The sequence below is a fragment of the Nonomuraea sp. NPDC050540 genome (assembly GCF_044457485.1).
Classification (GTDB): Bacteria; Actinomycetota; Actinomycetes; order Streptosporangiales; family Streptosporangiaceae; genus Nonomuraea.
Map to the genome: position 1 here is coordinate 672,239 of NZ_JBITHA010000001.1, position 15,917 is coordinate 688,155.

The 15,917-nt window shown below is 71.2% G+C and carries 16 protein-coding genes; 9 read left to right on the top strand and 7 right to left on the bottom strand.

Annotated features, from left to right (window positions below):
- The first annotated feature begins 10 nt into the window (after positions 1–10).
- The gene (locus tag ACIBI5_RS03065) at positions 11–640 is read left to right on the top strand and encodes a phosphoribosyltransferase (protein WP_397242578.1); all 630 of its coding nucleotides are present in this window, start codon (positions 11–13) and stop codon (positions 638–640) included.
- Positions 641–741: 101 nt separating this feature from the next.
- Entirely contained in the window at positions 742–1,521 is a 780-nt protein-coding gene (locus tag ACIBI5_RS03070; protein WP_397242580.1) for a hypothetical protein, read from the top strand.
- 7 nt (positions 1,522–1,528) lie between these two features.
- Here the strand turns inward: ACIBI5_RS03070 and ACIBI5_RS03075 are convergent, their stop codons facing one another.
- Positions 1,529–2,011, bottom strand: a complete 483-nt coding sequence (locus tag ACIBI5_RS03075; protein ID WP_184971621.1) for an ATP-binding protein — start codon at positions 2,009–2,011, stop codon at positions 1,529–1,531.
- Positions 2,012–2,174: 163 nt separating this feature from the next.
- Here ACIBI5_RS03075 and ACIBI5_RS03080 point away from each other — a divergent pair, with 163 nt between their 5' ends.
- The 4 genes from ACIBI5_RS03080 to cydB all read left to right on the top strand — a co-directional run bounded on the left by ACIBI5_RS03080 (position 2,175) and on the right by cydB (position 5,829).
- Positions 2,175–3,053, top strand: coding sequence for a helix-turn-helix domain-containing protein (locus ACIBI5_RS03080; protein ID WP_397242582.1), 879 nt, complete (start codon positions 2,175–2,177; stop codon positions 3,051–3,053).
- 103 nt (positions 3,054–3,156) lie between these two features.
- Complete coding sequence (locus ACIBI5_RS03085; protein ID WP_397242584.1) at positions 3,157–3,390, top strand: DUF397 domain-containing protein; 234 nt, start codon at positions 3,157–3,159, stop codon at positions 3,388–3,390.
- A gap of 54 nt (positions 3,391–3,444) precedes the next feature.
- Entirely contained in the window at positions 3,445–4,824 is a 1,380-nt protein-coding gene (locus ACIBI5_RS03090; RefSeq protein ID WP_397242586.1) for a cytochrome ubiquinol oxidase subunit I, read from the top strand.
- A gap of 9 nt (positions 4,825–4,833) precedes the next feature.
- Positions 4,834–5,829: a cytochrome d ubiquinol oxidase subunit II gene (gene cydB / locus ACIBI5_RS03095; protein WP_397242588.1), complete on the top strand. Its 996-nt coding sequence runs from the start codon at positions 4,834–4,836 to the stop codon at positions 5,827–5,829.
- Positions 5,830–5,937: 108 nt separating this feature from the next.
- Here the strand turns inward: cydB and ACIBI5_RS03100 are convergent, their stop codons facing one another.
- From ACIBI5_RS03100 to ACIBI5_RS03115, 4 genes are all read right to left on the bottom strand, one after another.
- Positions 5,938–6,249 (bottom strand): WhiB family transcriptional regulator, encoded by a 312-nt coding sequence (locus ACIBI5_RS03100; protein WP_157245964.1) that lies wholly within the window; start codon positions 6,247–6,249, stop codon positions 5,938–5,940.
- Positions 6,250–6,350: 101 nt separating this feature from the next.
- On the bottom strand, positions 6,351–7,220 hold the full coding sequence (locus ACIBI5_RS03105; RefSeq protein WP_379613724.1) for a sucrase ferredoxin: 870 nt from the start codon (positions 7,218–7,220) through the stop codon (positions 6,351–6,353).
- Between the two features lie 159 nt (positions 7,221–7,379).
- A complete protein-coding gene (locus ACIBI5_RS03110) occupies positions 7,380–8,852 on the bottom strand; it encodes a glycerol-3-phosphate dehydrogenase/oxidase (RefSeq protein ID WP_397242590.1) in 1,473 nt (490 codons plus the stop codon).
- Entirely contained in the window at positions 8,845–9,345 is a 501-nt protein-coding gene (locus ACIBI5_RS03115) for a TetR/AcrR family transcriptional regulator (protein ID WP_397242592.1), read from the bottom strand. Before ACIBI5_RS03115 ends, ACIBI5_RS03110 begins: the two co-directional genes overlap by 8 nt.
- A gap of 29 nt (positions 9,346–9,374) precedes the next feature.
- Here ACIBI5_RS03115 and ACIBI5_RS03120 point away from each other — a divergent pair, with 29 nt between their 5' ends.
- Entirely contained in the window at positions 9,375–10,931 is a 1,557-nt protein-coding gene (locus ACIBI5_RS03120; RefSeq protein ID WP_397243783.1) for an FAD-binding oxidoreductase, read from the top strand.
- A 24-nt stretch (positions 10,932–10,955) separates the two neighbouring features.
- Here the strand turns inward: ACIBI5_RS03120 and ACIBI5_RS03125 are convergent, their stop codons facing one another.
- Positions 10,956–11,360 carry a hypothetical protein gene (locus ACIBI5_RS03125; protein WP_397242594.1) on the bottom strand — a complete coding sequence of 135 codons (405 nt, stop codon included), beginning with the start codon at positions 11,358–11,360 and terminating at the stop codon, positions 10,956–10,958.
- Positions 11,361–11,610: 250 nt separating this feature from the next.
- On the opposite strand from ACIBI5_RS03125, the gene ACIBI5_RS03130 reads away from it, so the two are divergent.
- Positions 11,611–12,954, top strand: a complete 1,344-nt coding sequence (locus ACIBI5_RS03130) for a metallophosphoesterase family protein (protein ID WP_397242596.1) — start codon at positions 11,611–11,613, stop codon at positions 12,952–12,954.
- Positions 12,955–12,987: 33 nt separating this feature from the next.
- Positions 12,988–14,565 carry a bifunctional 3'-5' exonuclease/DNA polymerase gene (locus ACIBI5_RS03135; RefSeq protein WP_397243785.1) on the top strand — a complete coding sequence of 526 codons (1,578 nt, stop codon included), beginning with the start codon at positions 12,988–12,990 and terminating at the stop codon, positions 14,563–14,565.
- A gap of 7 nt (positions 14,566–14,572) precedes the next feature.
- On the opposite strand, the gene ACIBI5_RS03140 is transcribed toward ACIBI5_RS03135, so the two are convergent.
- Positions 14,573–15,913: an MFS transporter gene (locus ACIBI5_RS03140; RefSeq protein ID WP_397242598.1), complete on the bottom strand. Its 1,341-nt coding sequence runs from the start codon at positions 15,911–15,913 to the stop codon at positions 14,573–14,575.
- Positions 15,914–15,917 lie beyond the last annotated feature (4 nt).

Here is a 15,917-nt window from a genome sequence, read left to right on the forward strand (position 1 = left end):
CGTAGAGGGCGTGGGGTACCTGTTCGCGGATCGGGCCGAGGCGGGGGCGTTGCTCGCCGAGCGGCTGCTGTACGCGCGCGATCCCGTGGTCCTCGCGCTGCCCCGCGGCGGCGTCGCCGTCGCCGAGCCCATCGCGCGGCGGCTCGGCGGCCTCCTCGACGTGCTGGTCACCAGGAAGATCGGCTATCCCCCCACCCCCGAGCTGGGGGTGGGGGCGATCGCCGAGGGCGGGGAGCCGGTCCTCGACCTGGAGTTGCTGCGGCGGCTCGGGATGACGCCGGCGTCCGTGGCCGGGGTGGTCGAGCGGGAGCGGACGGAGCTGGCCCGCCGGGTGGCCGTCTACCGGGGCGAGCGGCCGCTGCCCGACCTCACCGGGCAGGAGGTGATCGTGGTGGACGACGGACTGGCGACGGGGGGCACGGCCAGGGCCGCGCTGCTGGCGGTCGCGTCCGCCGCTCCGGGGAGGGTGACGCTGGCCGTACCCGTGGGGGCTCGTGAGACGGTCAGGGCGCTGCGGGGAGAGGCCGACGAGGTCGTGGTGCTGGCCACTCCGGCGGACTTTCGCGCGGTCGGTCAGTGGTACGAGAGCTTCGACCAGCTGACCGACGCGGACGTGCTGCGGCTGCTGGGGGAGCGGTAGCTGAGGGCGGGCTGTGAATTCTGGTACGGATCGGTTACGCCCCGTCCCGGATGGCTCACGGTGATTAGTCTGCCGGTGTCGCACGAGAACGAAGGGCGGGCATGAGCTCTCACGACATCGTCATCGACGTCGATGGCCCCTACCCGGCCGGGCACGCGCGTCGCTGGCTGTCCGAGGTGCCCGCGGCGCTGGCCCCGGGCCTGCGTTCCGGCGTGGTGTGCGTGGACACCGACGCGCGCGGCTTCGAGTACCGCCCGCTGACGGTGGCGAGCGTCGACTGGCTGCTGACGGTGGCGGCAGGGGAGTTCAACGACGCGTGGGTGGAGCTGTGCGACGGCGACGGCCACGACGACGCGCTGATCGTGGGTGTCGAGCGCTTCTCCCATCGGCTCGCCCACACGCAGCTGCGCGCCTGGTCCTTCCTGCGCGCCCCCGAGTACGGCCTGGCCGCCCCCGGCGTGGCCGAGCGGTGGGCCGGTGTGCTGCGCGACTTCGCCGCCCCCGTCGACCCGGCGTTCGGGCACGTGGCCGACGACTCGATGGGGCAGGGGATGACGGCCCTGGACGGCGCGGTGGTCCGGGGCGGCCGGATCCCGTCGGCACGCCAGGCACGGCGGTTCCTGCGCGGCTACTCGTGGATCACGATCTGCCCGGCGGAGCTGGCCGGGCGGGTGGACACGGCGGCCTTCCACGAGGCGGAGAAACTGCCCGGGGGAGCGCTGTGGCTGCGGGCGACGCGGGAGCTGGCCGGCTACGACGAGGTGGCGGTGCGCCGGGTCTTCGAGGCGCTGGCGCCGGTGCTGCCTCCCGGGCGGCCGAGCCGGGACCCGTTCGACACCAGGACGCGCCGGCTGGTCTGGGAGGACGCCGACCGGAGATGACGGAGGTTCAGCGCAACGACATGCAGGCCCAGACGAGCTTGTTGGGACCGGGCGGCGTGAGCCAGCCCCACGCGCGGGTGAGTCCCTCGACCAGCGCCAGTCCCCGCCCGAACTCGGCGAAGACGCCGGGAGCCGCGGGCACGGGCGCGGCCCGGCTGTAGTCGCTCACCACGCACGCCAGCTCGGCGGCGTGAGCGAGCAGGCGCAGGTGCAGCGCCCCACCGCCGTGGCGCATGGCGTTGGTGACGAGTTCCGAGACCACGAGCTGGGCGTCGAAGCAGATTTCCGGCGCGCCGCCCCACTCCTTCAGCGTGCGCTCGACGAAGCGCCGTGACGTGGCCACACACGCGGGCTCGAACGCGCTGAGCTCGTGAAACCGGAAGACCGCTTCCTGCCCCTCCGCTCGCCCATGCAGCAGGACGGCGGCCAGCCATGGTGGCGGTACGGGACCAGTGGCGGCTCGCGGACGTGCGTCGAAAGTCGTCATCATGTCCCCGATCTGGTGATCCAGTGCCCATCTTTACCTTGTGTGCTTACAGATGCAAGACTTTTCGTGTTTTACGGATGCAAACCGCAAATGCACGTGCAGATGATCTGTCATGGTATGTCAACGCCATGGGAGACTGGGTGCTTTCGAGAATCGGGGGCCCCGGGTGAGTGCACAGTGGAACCTTCTGTCCGACGGGCAGGGGAGTCCTACGGTCCTGCGCATCCTGCTCGGTACCCAGCTCCGCAACCTCCGTACCGCCCGCGGCATCTCCCGCGAGGACGCCGGCTACGCCATCAGGGCCTCGCACGCGAAGATCTCCCGCCTGGAACTGGGCCAGGTCAGCTTCAAGCAGCGCGACGTGGCCGACCTGCTCACCCTCTACGGCGTGACCGACGAGGCCGAGCGCGCCCCGCTGCTGGAACTGGCCAAACAGGCCAACGCGCCCGGCTGGTGGCACAAGTACGCCGACCTGCTGCCCGCCTGGTTCGAGGTGTACATCGGCCTGGAGGGCTCCGCCTCGCTCATCCGCACCTACGAGAACCAGTTCGTGCCCGGCCTGCTGCAGGTTCCGGCATATGCACGTGCAGTGATCCGGCTCGCCCACGACGAGGCCGAGACCGGCGAACTGGACCGGAGGGTGGCCCTGCGCACGACCCGGCAGCGCCGCCTGTCCGCCGACCCGAGGCTGACGCTCTGGGCGGTCATCGACGAAGCGGTCCTGCGGCGAACGCTCGGCGGCCCCGACGTCATGCGTGAGCAGGTGGAACACCTCCTGGACACCACCGCGGAGCCGAACGTGACACTTCAGGTCATGCCCTTCGACAGGGGCGGCCATGCCGCCGCGGGCGGGCCTTTCAGCATCCTGCGCTTCCCGGAACGCGAACTGCCCGACGTGGTGTACATGGAACAGCTCACCAGCGCGCTCTACCTCGACAAGCCCGCGGAGGCCGAACACTATGTGCAGGTCATGGACCGGCTCAGCGTCCAGGCCGACTCGCCCGCGGAGACCAGGCGCTTCCTCGAAGGCCTGCTCCCGGTGTGATCCACCCCATACGGCAATTTTGGTCATCCCGTATATGGCGATCAGCGCGCTCCCGTAATCTGCGCATGCACGTGCATCTGTAAGCACGCAAGGAGTGTCCCCCATGCAAGAGTTCCGCAACGGAACGCCCGCGAGTACCCTGCCCGTCCGCTGGCGCAAGGGCCGCCGCAGCAACCCCAACGGCAACTGCGTGGAGGTGGCGGCCCTGCCGACCGGTGAGATCGCCATGCGCAACTCCCGCTTCCCCGACGACCCCGCCCTGATCTACACGCAGGCTGAAATCGAAGCCTTCGTCCTGGGTGCGAAAGATGGGGAGTTCGACGATCTGATCGCCTGATGGTAGGCGTGTCGTCACAATACGCGTCCGAGCGCCTCCATAGGGTGATCTTTCATGGACGCGCTGGATCTCGCACGTTGGCAGTTCGGTATCACCACGGTGTACCACTTCCTGTTTGTGCCGATCACCATAGGAATGTCGCTGCTGGTGGCGATCCTGCACACGGCGTGGGTCCGTACCGGCAGGGCGCACTATCTCCGGGCGACCAAATTCTTCGGCAAGCTCTTCCTGATCAACTTCGCCATGGGCGTCGTGACCGGGATCGTGCAGGAGTTCCAGTTCGGCATGAACTGGAGCTCCTACTCCCGCTTCGTCGGAGACGTCTTCGGGGTGCCGCTGGCTCTTGAGGCCCTGCTGGCGTTCTTCCTGGAGTCCACGTTCCTCGGGCTGTGGATCTTCGGCTGGGACCGGCTGCCGAAGAAGATCCACCTGGCCTGCATCTGGGTGGTGGCGGTGGGGAGCGCGCTGTCGGCGTACTTCATCCTGGCCGCCAACTCGTTCATGCAGTGGCCGGTCGGCTACAAGCTCGGAGCCGGGCGGGCCGAGCTGGCCGACTTCGGCGCCGTGCTGACCAACAAGGTCGTGCTGGCGGCGTTCCCCCACACGATCTTCGGCGCCTGGCTGTCAGGCGGGGCCGTCCTGCTGGCGGTCTCGGCCTGGCACCTGGCCCGCGGGCGCGACGCCGACGTCTTCCGTCCCACGCTCAAGCTGGGCCTGTGGACCACGCTCGTGGCCTTCGTCCTGGTCTTCTTCTCCGGCGACACGCTGGGCAAGATCATGACGGAGACGCAGCCGATGAAGATGGCCGCCGCCGAGGCGCTCTACGAGACCGCCCAGCCCGCCCCGTTCTCGCTGTTCACCATCGGCACGCTGGACGGCGGGCAGCCGATCTTCCAGCTGGAGATCCCGGGCGCGCTGTCGTACCTGGCCACGGGCTCCTTCGACGGCAAGGTGCAGGGCATCAACGACCTGCAGGCCGAGTACGAGCAGCGCTTCGGCCCCGGCGACTACCGCCCCTACATCCCGGTCACCTACTGGGGCTTCCGCCTGATGATCGGCTGCGGCGCCCTGGCGGCGCTGATAGCACTCGTGCTCCTCTGGCTGACCAGGAAGGGCCGCCTGCCGGACAAGCGCTGGATCTGGCGGGTCGCCGCCTGGTCGGTGGTGCTGCCGGTCGCCGCGCACAGCTTCGGATGGATCTTCACCGAGATGGGCCGCCAGCCGTGGATCGTGTTCACCCAGATGAAGACCGAAGCGGGCGTCTCACCCGCCGTCGGCGCGGGCACCGTCCTCACCTCGCTGATCGTCTTCACGCTCCTGTACGGCGCGCTCGCCGTCGTCGAACTGGGCCTGATGATCAAGTACGGCCGGCGGCCCCCGCCCCAGATCCAGGACAAACCCGAGGGCGACACCACCCTGACCTTCGCCTACTAGGAGAGCCCGATGACGCTGAACGACGTCTGGTTCGTGGCCATCGCCGTCCTGTGGGTCGGCTACTTCGTCCTGGAGGGCTTCGACTTCGGCGTGGGGATGCTCCTGCCGGTGCTGCCCGCCGACCCGGCGGAACGCCGCGTGATGATCAACACGATCGGACCCGTCTGGGACGGCAACGAGGTGTGGCTGATCACCGCGGGAGGGGCCACGTTCGCCGCCTTCCCCGAGTGGTACGCGAGCCTTTTCAGCGGCTTCTACCTGCCGCTGCTCATCATCCTGGTGGCGCTGATCCTGCGCGGGGTGGCCTTCGAGTATCGGGCCAAGCGCGACTCGGCGCGCTGGAAGGCGGGCTGGGACCGCTGCATCGTGGCCGGCTCGTTCGCGCCGGCGCTGCTGTGGGGCGTGGCCTTCGCCAACATCGTGCGCGGGGTGAAACTCGACGCCGACCACGAGTACGCGGGGACGTTCTGGGACCTGCTCAACCCGTACGCGCTGCTGGGCGGGCTGGTGACGCTCACGCTGTTCCTCGCCCACGGCGCGATCTTCCTGTCGCTGAAGACCACGGGGGAGATCAGGCGGCGGGCCAGGTCGGTGGCGCTGCGCACGGGCGTGGTCGCCGCGGCGCTCGCGGTGCTGTTCCTGGGCTGGACGCAGTTCCACGGCGGGACGGTGCTGACCGCCGTGCTGGCGCTGGTGGCGGCGCTGGCGTGGCTGGCCGCGCTCGGCGCGATCGCCAGGGCGCGGGAGGGCTGGTCGTTCACCCTGTCGGCGGTGGCCATCGGGGTCGCGGTGACCAGCTTGTTCGCGGTGCTCTATCCGGACGTGCTGCCCTCGACGCTCGATCCGGCCAACAGCCTCAACGTGCGGAACGCCGCGTCCACGCCGAAGACGCTGGGCATCATGACGTGGATCGCGGTGATCTTCCTGCCGCTGGTGCTGCTCTACCAGAGCTGGACGTACTGGGTGTTCCGCCGGAGGATCGGCGTTCGTGACATTCCTGCCTGATCAGGCAGTTGTTCCGACCGGGTTCGCGGGAGCGCGCACGGGCGCGCTCCGCTCATCGGAACAACTGCGTGATCACGCGGGGAGAATCTGTGGTGCCGGTGGTGAAGTTCAGGCCGCGGAGATGCCGGCGCTGGCGGCGCGGCGCATACGACGGCGACGCTCGCTGGCGCGCTCGTCCTCGTTGAGACCGCCCCACGTGCCGTACTTCTCCGGACGGGACAGCGCGTAGTCAAGGCACTCGTTGCGGACGGGGCAGCCGCCGCAGATCGCCTTGGCCTTCCGCTCGCGTACGTCACGCTCGGGCTGCCGCTCCCCATCGGGGCCGAAGAAGAGCACGAGGTCCTCACCCCGGCACGCGGCATCATCCTGCCATCCCCAGCTGGGGCGCGGGCGGGCGAGCTGCCGACGTACCTGAGACATGAGAAAACCACCTTCGTGAGAGGTATTTCAGTAATTGAGCCGCATTGGACGCTTTCGGCGTCACTGTTCCAACGCAAGGCCTGGCCGTGATGTTCCCGTGATCAGGTGAGGGCGGGCGTGGCGTACCGCACAGGCGTGAGCCTGTCCAGCGAGACCAGCCGGTAGGTGGTGATTTTCTCGGCGCAAGCCGTACCACACGGTGCTTGGAACACCGATGGCTCAACCACAACCTGGATCCGGACGTCTCCGATGCGCACGATGGCTTCGGTGACGTCGCCGTCCGACCTGGCGGATTCCACGGCCACTCCGCCGAGTCCGCACTCTCCCGTATGGGTTCGGGCGAAGTGCTCCGCGGCTTGCAGTGGCTCAGGGATGCCTGCGCGTCCCCGGAAACGGTCGAGAATCACCTCGCCGGACCGGTACGCGTTCGCTGCTGCGAGCGCAGCAGCCTGAGACATGCTGCCGTAGAAAATTCCGTGTGGCAAGCACACGAGGTTGGCGGCGTACCGATCGCCACCAACGTGTGATGTTTCCCACACCCTGTCCGGCAGGAATTCCGCCAGTCCACGAGCGAGGGGTAGTCCAATGCGGGCGCAACACGCATTGCGCTTGGCGTGCGTGCAGACCAGAAATACCGGCTCGTCTTCAAGTATGCAGGACTCCGGGACCACTCCGGCCACCAGCGCGTCCAGGTCAAGATCGTCGGGACCTGCGATGACACCCCCGGCCAGCCAGGGGTTGTCGCCGATCGCATACCCGGCTAGCACACGGATCCCCTGCTCCTGCGGGCGGGTCCGGCGCCCGGGGCGGCGGATCAGCTGCGGCCTGACGCCCCGCGCCACGGCCCGGCGGATCAGCTCGGAGATTTTCGGCGGAAGCGTCCCGTCGTCGACGTGTGAGGGCCAGGCGCCGGAATACTCGATGAGCAGCCAGAGCCGCGCGCCCACCGTCGCGCTGGCGAAGGTGGGCACGCCGCCGGTGTGGCACCCGTCCGGATGATCACAACCCCTGGCCACGTTCCACCCTCCCCCGACGGCAATTTAGGTAAGACTAACCTAACGCCAAGGTAGGGGTCGGCGTGGGGTCGACACGCCGATGAAAAGGATCTTCTTACCCGCGGATCGCGGGTCTCAACCCTTCAGCACGTCACGGGCGATCGGCAGGGCCGCCGCGCGGTCCTCCGGGATCAGGCCGACGCGGGTCCTGCGGTCCAGGAGGTCGTCCTCGTCGAGCGCGCCCTCGTGCTCCACCGCGAAGCGCAGCTCGCCCTTCGTGACGCCCGCTCCGGCCGGTTCGGGCTCCGCCTCGGCATAGGCCCGTACGGCCCGCCCCGCGAGAACCACCTCCGTGGTGACGCATGGCCCGGCGGGCAGCTTCGCCAGCCGTACCGCCCGATCCACGGCATCCTCCGCCATGCGGCGATATGTCGTCAGCTTCCCCCCGACCACCGTGACGAACCCGCCCGCGTCCAGCACCGCGTGCCGCCGCGACAGGTCGGCCGTGCGGCCCGCGCCGTCTCCCCGGGGGGCCAGGAGCGGTCTGAGGCCCGCATAGGCGCCCGCGACCGCCTCACGGGTCACCGGAACCTCCAGGATGCCGTTCAGCACCTCCAGCAACGCCCTGATGTCGTCCTCGGGCGCCTCGGGCACGTCGGGGACGGGTCCGTCCACCGGCTCGTCGGTGAGGCCGACGTAGACGCGGCCGTCGTGCTGGGGCAGGACCAGGGCGAAGCGATTGCTCTCCCCCGGAATCGGGACATGCAGCCCGGCCCGCAGTCCCGGCAGCGTCTCGCCGCGCAGGACCAGGTGGGTGCCGCGCGAGGGGCGCAGCGTGACCTCCGGGTTCAGCTGCCCGGCCCACACGCCGGCCGCGTTGATCACGGCGCGGGCCCTGATCGTGAACTCCTCGCCGGTCAGCTCGTCGCGGGCCCGCGCGCCGGTCGGCGTCAGCTCCAGGGCCCGGCACCGGGTCAGGACGCGCGCGCCGTAGGCCGCCGCCGTGCGCGCGATGGCCACCACGAGCCGGGCGTCGTCCTCCAGCCGTCCGTCCCAGGACAGCAGGGCGCCGCGCAGGCCGTACCCGCTCAGAACGGGGGCGGCCTCGCGGGCGCGGACGGCCGTGAGGCGGGAGGGGCCGGGCAGCAGGCGGCGCGGCGTGCGCGCGGCGGCCCGCAGCCCGTCGCCCAGGCGGTAGCCGGTCATGACCAGCGACTCCTGCCCCCTGGAGACGTCAGGGGTCAGCGGCAGCAGGTACGGATGGGCCCTGACCAGGTGGGGCGCGGTGCGGTTCAGCAGGATGCCGCGCTCGACGGCGCTCTCGTAGGCCACGCCCAGTTGCGCCTTGGCCAGGTAGCGCAGCCCGCCGTGGATCATCTTGGAGCTCCACCGCGAGGTGCCGAAGGCCAGGTCGTGCGCGTCGATCGCGGCCACCGACAGCCCGCGCGAGGCGGCGTCCAGGGCCGCGCCCGCGCCCGTCGCGCCCAGCCCGACGACCAGGACGTCGACGGTCCCCTCCGCTGTCCTGGCCAGCTCGGCCGAGCGGCGCGCGGCGTTCAGGGAGGAGGCCTTCGGCGGGGAGGCTCCGGGCGAGGAAGATCTAGGCAAGGTAGCGCTCCAGGAGAGTCGTGAGCTCGGCGTCGAGCGCGTCGTCGCCGAGCATGGTCGGGCCGGACAGCAGGAACGACTGCGCGACCAGCAGGATCGCCCTGGCCTTCGCGCGGTCGCCGACCGCCGGTTCGAGTACGGCCAGGACCGCCTCGTGGGTGGCTCCGGTGCGCTGGAGCAGGTAGGGCAGCAGCATCTCGGGGTCAGCCTCGACGATCTTGCGCAGGAGCGGGTGCCCGCGCAGCGCCCTGACGCCCTCGACCACCGCCTTGACCGGATCGCGCACGTCCAGCTCCTCGACCACCCTGACCCACTCCCTGGTCATCAGGTCGCCCACCAGGCCGCGCACGTCCGGCCAGCGCCGGTAGAGGGTCATCCGGGACACCCCCGCCCGGCGGGCCACGTCGGTCAGCGTCGTGCGCCGCACGCCGTAGGCCAGCACGCACTCGCGGGCCGCGTCCAGCACCCCGTCATTGTGACGAATCGACGTCATATGTCACAGTGTAGAGCGTGAGTGAACCCATGCTCTGGTCCGGTTGGGGCGATCCCGCCAAGGCGCGCGAGCTCCCCGAGGCGGTCCGCACGCTTCTGCACGACCTGCTCGGCGTGCGCGCGCCCGCCGAGCCCGCCGCCACCCTCTCCTCGGTACGGCTGGCGCCCTCCCGGCTGCCCGAAGCCGCCCTGCACGCGCTGGGCGCGATCACCGGCGCCGCACATGTCGGCACCGGCCACGAGGCCCGCGTGCGCCACGCGCGCGGCAAGTCCACGCCCGACCTGCTGCGGATGCGCGCGGGCGACGGCGCGCACGCCCCCGACGCCGTGGTCTCACCGGCCACGCACGACGAGGTGGCCGCGGTGCTGCGCGTGTGCGCCGAGACCCGGATCGCCGTCGTCCCCTTCGGCGGCGGCACGTCGGTGGTCGGCGCCCTGACCCCGGCCGGCGACGGCTTCACCTCGGTCGTGGCGCTCGACCTCGGCCGGATGGACCGCCTGGTCGCGGTGGACCCGGAGTCGATGATCGCCACGTTCGAGCCCGGCGTACGCGCGCCCGAGGCCGAACGGCTCCTGGCCGGACACGGGCTCACGCTGGGCCACTTCCCCCAGTCCTTCGAGTACGCCACGCTCGGCGGCTTCGCCGCGGCCCGCTCCAGCGGCCAGGCGTCGGCCGGATACGGGCGCTTCGACGACATGGTCGCCGGGCTGACCCTCGCCACCCCCGCCGGGACGCTCGAACTCGGCCGGGCGCCCAAGTCGGCCGCCGGTCCCGATCTCCGCCAGCTCGTGCTGGGCTCGGAAGGCGCGTTCGGCGTCATCACCTCCCTGCGGCTGCGGGTGCGGAAGGCGCCGGCGGAGAAGGCGTACGAGGGCTGGCGCTTCGTCTCCTTCGCCGAAGGCTCCGCCGCCCTGCGGACCCTGGCCCAGCAGGGCCCGCTGCCGACCGTGCTGCGGCTGTCCGACGAGACCGAGACCATGATCGGCCTGGCCAAGCCCGACGCGATCGGCGGCGGCGACAGCGGCTGCCTGGTCATCGCCGGGTACGAGGGCACGGACGTGCGGGCGCGGGCCGAGGCGGCGGGACGGGTGCTGGCCGGGCTCGGCGGCGTCGCGCTGGGCCCGGAGCCGGGGCGGGCGTGGGCGAACGGGCGCTTCTCGGCGCCGTACCTGCGCGACTCGCTGCTCGCCGCCGGCGCCACCGTCGAGACGCTGGAGACGGCCGGGTTCTGGGCGAACCTGCCGCGCCTCTACGACGCGGTACGGCTGTCGCTGCTCGGCTCCCTGGGCTCGCCCCTGGTCATGTGCCACATCTCGCACGTCTACGAGACCGGGGCCTCCCTGTACTTCACCGTCGTCACCGCCCAGCACGGGGACCCGGTCGAGCAGTGGGAGCGGGCCAAGGAGGCGGTCGGCGCGGCCATCGTCGAGGCGGGCGGGACGATCTCGCACCACCACGGCGTCGGGCGCGACCACCGCGACGCCTACGCCAGGGAGATCGGGCCGCTCGGGGTGGAGATCCTGCGTGCGGTCAAGGACCGGCTCGACCCCGCGGGCGTCATGAACCCCGGCGCCCTCATCGCCTGACGGCCCGCCGGCGCCCGGCGGCGTCTACTGGCGGATCTTGTCGGCTTCCGTCATGGCCTCGGCGGCTTCGGCGTGGCGCCGCAGGGCGTTGAATATCTCGGCGAGGACGACGAGGGAGACCACGAGCGGCGCGCCGCCCGAGGAGCGGGCCAGGCTGACCGCTTCCTTCGCGAGAGGCAGCGCCCGCGCGGGGCGGCGGCGTTTGAGCAGCATGGTGGCGGCCGTGCGTAAGGAACGGGCGAGCAGGCCGGTGTGCGCCGCCGGGTCGCGGGTGGCCAAAACCCTGCTCATGGCCACCGCCTCCAGGGCGCTGCGCACCCCCGCCCGGCCCCATCCGGACCTGCTCTGGGCGTAGGCCAGCAACCCTTCGACGGCCTCAGCCCCCACTGTGCCGCGCTGGATCGCATCGTCGAAACCGTTACGGGCCATCCCAGCCCCCCTCGTACGGTTGACCGTTGAGCGTACACCATGCGTGTTCTCAGCGGTACGGAGAGTTCGGGGTGCGATTCCGCAAGATCGCGGCAAAGATATGGGCATGGTGGAAGTCGCGGCGGAGCGCGGAAAGCAGCAGTCGTCCCGGACATCGGAGGAAGGCGCCGGATGGCGATGTCAGCAGGTCGGCACTTATCGGGATTTACGGCCAAACAATGACACGTTTTCCTGGCTGCATCCGCGCACTTTGTGGCGTTCCCGCAACGAGATCCTGGCCGGGCTCTTCGGAGACCCGTCCGGCAAGGTACGCCGGCGGTGGATGGAGGCGCAGCACGCCCGCGGCGTCGACCCCGGCCACCGGATCACGCCGCCGGTCGGCGCCACCTTCCAGTTCCTGATCCTGGGCGATCCGGGCGAGGGCGACGCCTCCCAGTACGCCGTGGTGCCGGGAATGCTCAAGCTGGGCAAGGACACGGCGTTCGCCGTCATCGCCAGCGATGTCATCTATCCGACGGGTTCGGGAAACGAGTACGGGGACAAGTTCTTCCGCCCGTATCAGGCCTATGACGCGCCGATCTACGCCATTCCCGGAAACCACGACTGGTATGACGGGCTCGGCGGCTTCATGCGGGTCTTCTGTGACGCGGACCCTTTGCGGCCCACGCCCGACCGGGGACTGCGCGGGCTGCTGTGGCGCAAGCCGGAGAAGATCGACGAGGACCGCCTGGCCGAGGCGCGCGAGTTGCGCGGGTCGCCGAACCAGCGGTCGGTCCAGCCGGGCCCCTACTGGGTGATCGAGAGCGAGAGCCTGCTCGTCGTCGGCATCGACACCGGCATCAAGGGCGTGATCGACAAGGCTCAGGTGGAGTGGCTGCGCCGCGTCTCGCTCGACCCCCGCCCGAAGATCCTCGTGACCGGCAAGCCCATCTACACGCGCAACGACTACAAGCCCTCGCCGTTGGAGGGCGGCGGGACCGTCGACGACATCGTCCGCGACCCCGCGTACCGCTACGTCGCCGCCATCGGCGGTGACGTGCACAACTACCAGCGCTACCCCGTACGCGTCGGCGACCGCGTGATCCAGTACGTCGTCACCGGCGGCGCCGGGGCCTTCATGCACGCCACGCACACGATCAGGCGCGTGGACGTGGCCGGCGTGCACGAGGACGACTTCCGCTGCTACCCGCTGCGCGGCGACTCGCTGTCGTTCTACAGCCAGCTGTACGCGCGGCGGCTGCGCATGAAGTGGCTCTACCTCACCCCGGCCGAGGCCGCCTGCATCATGGTCGGCCAGATCGGCAACACGCCGGTCCGCTCGCTCGACGCCACCACCGTGGTCACCCGGCGGATGCGGTGGGCGGCGCGGATCCTGGGCGCGTATCCGTGGCCGTTCCGGCTGCCGGTCGACAAGGTGTTCCACCGCTACCTGTCCGAACTGTCCGACTGGGACGAACCGCCGTTCTTCAAGCAGTTCCTCCACCTGTCGGTGACGCCGGGACAGCTGACGGTGCGCTGCTTCGCCGCCACGGGCTGCCTGCCCGCCGAGCAGGACCCGCCGCTCGAGGACGAGGTGGTCATCGGATTGTCGTAGTGACCTGGCACTCTGGGGTGCGTGTACGCGGTGATGGCGGGGGAGGCGATCCGCACCCTCCCCGAGGAGAGCGGCTCCGCAGGGGCGGGGGCCGCGTTCCTGGAGCGCGTGGAGGCGGTGGAGCGCGCCCGCCCGCGATGGGTGTGGGCCGACACGCGGGAGTCCTACCCGCCGCTGCTGTCGGCCGGGCGCCGCGTGTCGCGCTGCCACGACATCACGCTCACCGAGAACCTGCTGCTGGCCCACGAGGGCCGCTACGGCGAGGCCCGCTCGGCCGAGGCCGCCCACGCCAGGCTGCGCGGCCTGCCGGTCCCCGACGACGGCGACGGCCCCGCCGCCAGGCAGGACACCCTGTTCGAGCCCGAGCGCAGAAGACTCGACACCGGCGAGCTCGCCGACGTCCTCGACGACCAGCTCAGGCGCATCGACGCCCTGCCGGAGCCCGGCCGCTTCCGCCTGCTGGTGGCCGCCGAGTCCGCGGGCGCGCTGGTGGCCGCCGAGATGGCCCGCGACGGCATGCCGTGGCGGCGCGACGTCCACGACGCCCTGCTGACCGAGATGCTCGGCCCCCGCCCCGTCCACGGCATGCGCCCGGCCAAGCTGCAGGCGCTGGCCGACGAGGTGTCGGCGGCGTTCGGGCACGCGGTCAACCCCGACTCGGTGCAGCAGCTCGTCAAGGCGTTCAAGGGGGCGGGCCTGGCGATCAAGTCCACGCGCTCGTGGGAGATCAAACAGCTCGACCATCCCTCGGTACGCCCGCTGCTGGCCTACAAGGAACTGGCCCGCCTCTACTCCTTCCACGGCTGGGTCTGGGCCGACCAGTGGGTCCACGACGGCCGCTTCCGCCCCGAGTACGTCGTCGGCGGCGTCGTCTCCGGCCGCTGGGCCACCAGCGGCGGCGGCGCGCTGCAGATCCCGAAGGTCATGCGCAAGGTCGTGGTGGCCGACGACGGCTGGACGCTCGTCGTGGCCGACGCCGCCCAGCTGGAGCCGCGCGTGCTGGCCGCGATGGCGGGCGACGCCGGGCTGGCCGGGGCGGCGGGCGAGATCGATCTCTACTCGGCCCTGGCCAAGTCGTTCGGCGGCGAGCGCGACCAGGCCAAGCTCGCCATGCTCTCCGCCATGTACGGCGGCACCAGCGGCGACGCGCCCAAGCTCCTGGCCGTGATGCGCCAGCGGTTCCCGAAGGCCTACCACTTCGTCGAGGACGCGGCCAAGGCGGGGGAGGAGGGCAAGCTGGTGCGTTCGTGGCTGGGCCGTACCTCGCCGCCGCCGTCCCAGCGCTGGCGTGACCTCGTGTCCGGCCCCGACGGCGTCCGCGCCGCCCGCGACCGCGGACGCTTCACCCGCAACTTCGTCGTCCAGGCCACCGCGGCCGAGTGGGCGCTGGCCCTGCTCGCGGTGCTGCGCGGGCGGCTGCCCGAGGCGGCGCGCCTGGTGTTCTTCCAGCACGACGAGGTGATGGTGCACTGCCCGCTGCCGCTGGCCGAGGAGGTCATGGCCGCCGTGACCGCCTCCGCCGCCGAGGCCAGCCGCCTGCTGTTCGGTCAGACGCCGGTGCGCTTCCCCATGGAGTCGGTGTCCGTCCCCTGCTACTCCGACGCCAAGTGACCCGTGGTCAGCGGCGGGTGGTGACGTAGAGCCAGACGCCGGCGGCCGTGACCATGACGCCGACGACCAGGCCCAGGATGCCGTAGGACAGGCCGCCCACGATGGCGCCGGCGACGACGGTGCCGGTGGCGCCGCAGATGTTCATGATCAGGTCGGACAGCCCCTGGACGGCCGGGCGGCGGTCCAGCGGCACGGACTCGGTCACCAGCGCCGACCCCGCCACCAGCCCGCACGACCAGCCGAGGCCCAGCAGGACCAGGCCGGCGGTGACCTGCCAGACGCTGTGCTGCGCGGTCCCGGCCAGCACCGCGGAGGCGAGCAGGAGCGACATGCCCAGGATGAGCACGGGCACCCGGCCCGCCTTGTCGGCCAGCCAGCCGACGACCGGCGACAGCATGTACATGCCGGCGATGTGCAGGCTGATCACCAGGCCGATGACGTCGAGGCTGGAGCCGTCGTGGTGCAGCTTCACCGGCGTCATGGACATGACCGAGACCATCGCCGTGTGGCTGATCGCGATCATCACGAGCGCGCGCCTGGCCATGGGGGTGGTGCGCAGGGTGCGCCAGCCGTTCCGCAGCGCCTTGTCCTGTACGGCGGGCCGCGCGCCCGACGCGCCCGGTCCGGTCGGCCCGCCTCGCGCGCCCGGCCTGGTCGGCTCGCCCGGTTCGGTCGTCGCGTTCCGTTCGGTCGGTTCGGTCAGTGAGCGGGCCAGTTTGAGCGGGTCGGGACGCAGACCGGCCGCCACGACCAGCCACGCGAGCGCGAAGGCCAGGGCGGAGAAGGCGAAGGGACCGGCGTTCGCGACCAGGCCCGCGGACATGCCGACGTGGTCGGCGGGCTTGGCCAGGTTCGGGCCGGCGACGGAGCCGACGGTGGCCATCCAGACCACGAGCGACAGGTGGCGGGCGGCGTGGCCCTTGGGTGACAGGTCGGTGGCGGAGTAGCGGGCGGCCAGGTTGCCCGCGCTGCCGCCGCCCACCAGGACGAGGCCGACGAGCAGGAGCGGCCAGGACTCGATGGTGATCGCCAGGACGGAGAGCGCGCATCCGGCGGTGGCGGCGACGTAGGCGAGCGAGAGGCCGGCGCGGCGGCCGCTCCTGGCGGCGGTTCTGGCGATGGGGAGGGCGAGCAGTGCGGCGCCGAGGACGGTGGCGGTGCCGGCCAGGCCGCTGATGACCGTGGACCCCGAGAGCTGGTCGACCACCACGGAACTCAGCGCGAGGCCGACCGCCACACCGACGCCGCCGACGATCTGGGCGATCGACAGGACGGCGAGGGTGCGTCGCTGGATGCCGCGGACGTCGGTGGGCGATGAAATGTCGCGCTTTGTTGGGGTATCGGTCACCGGT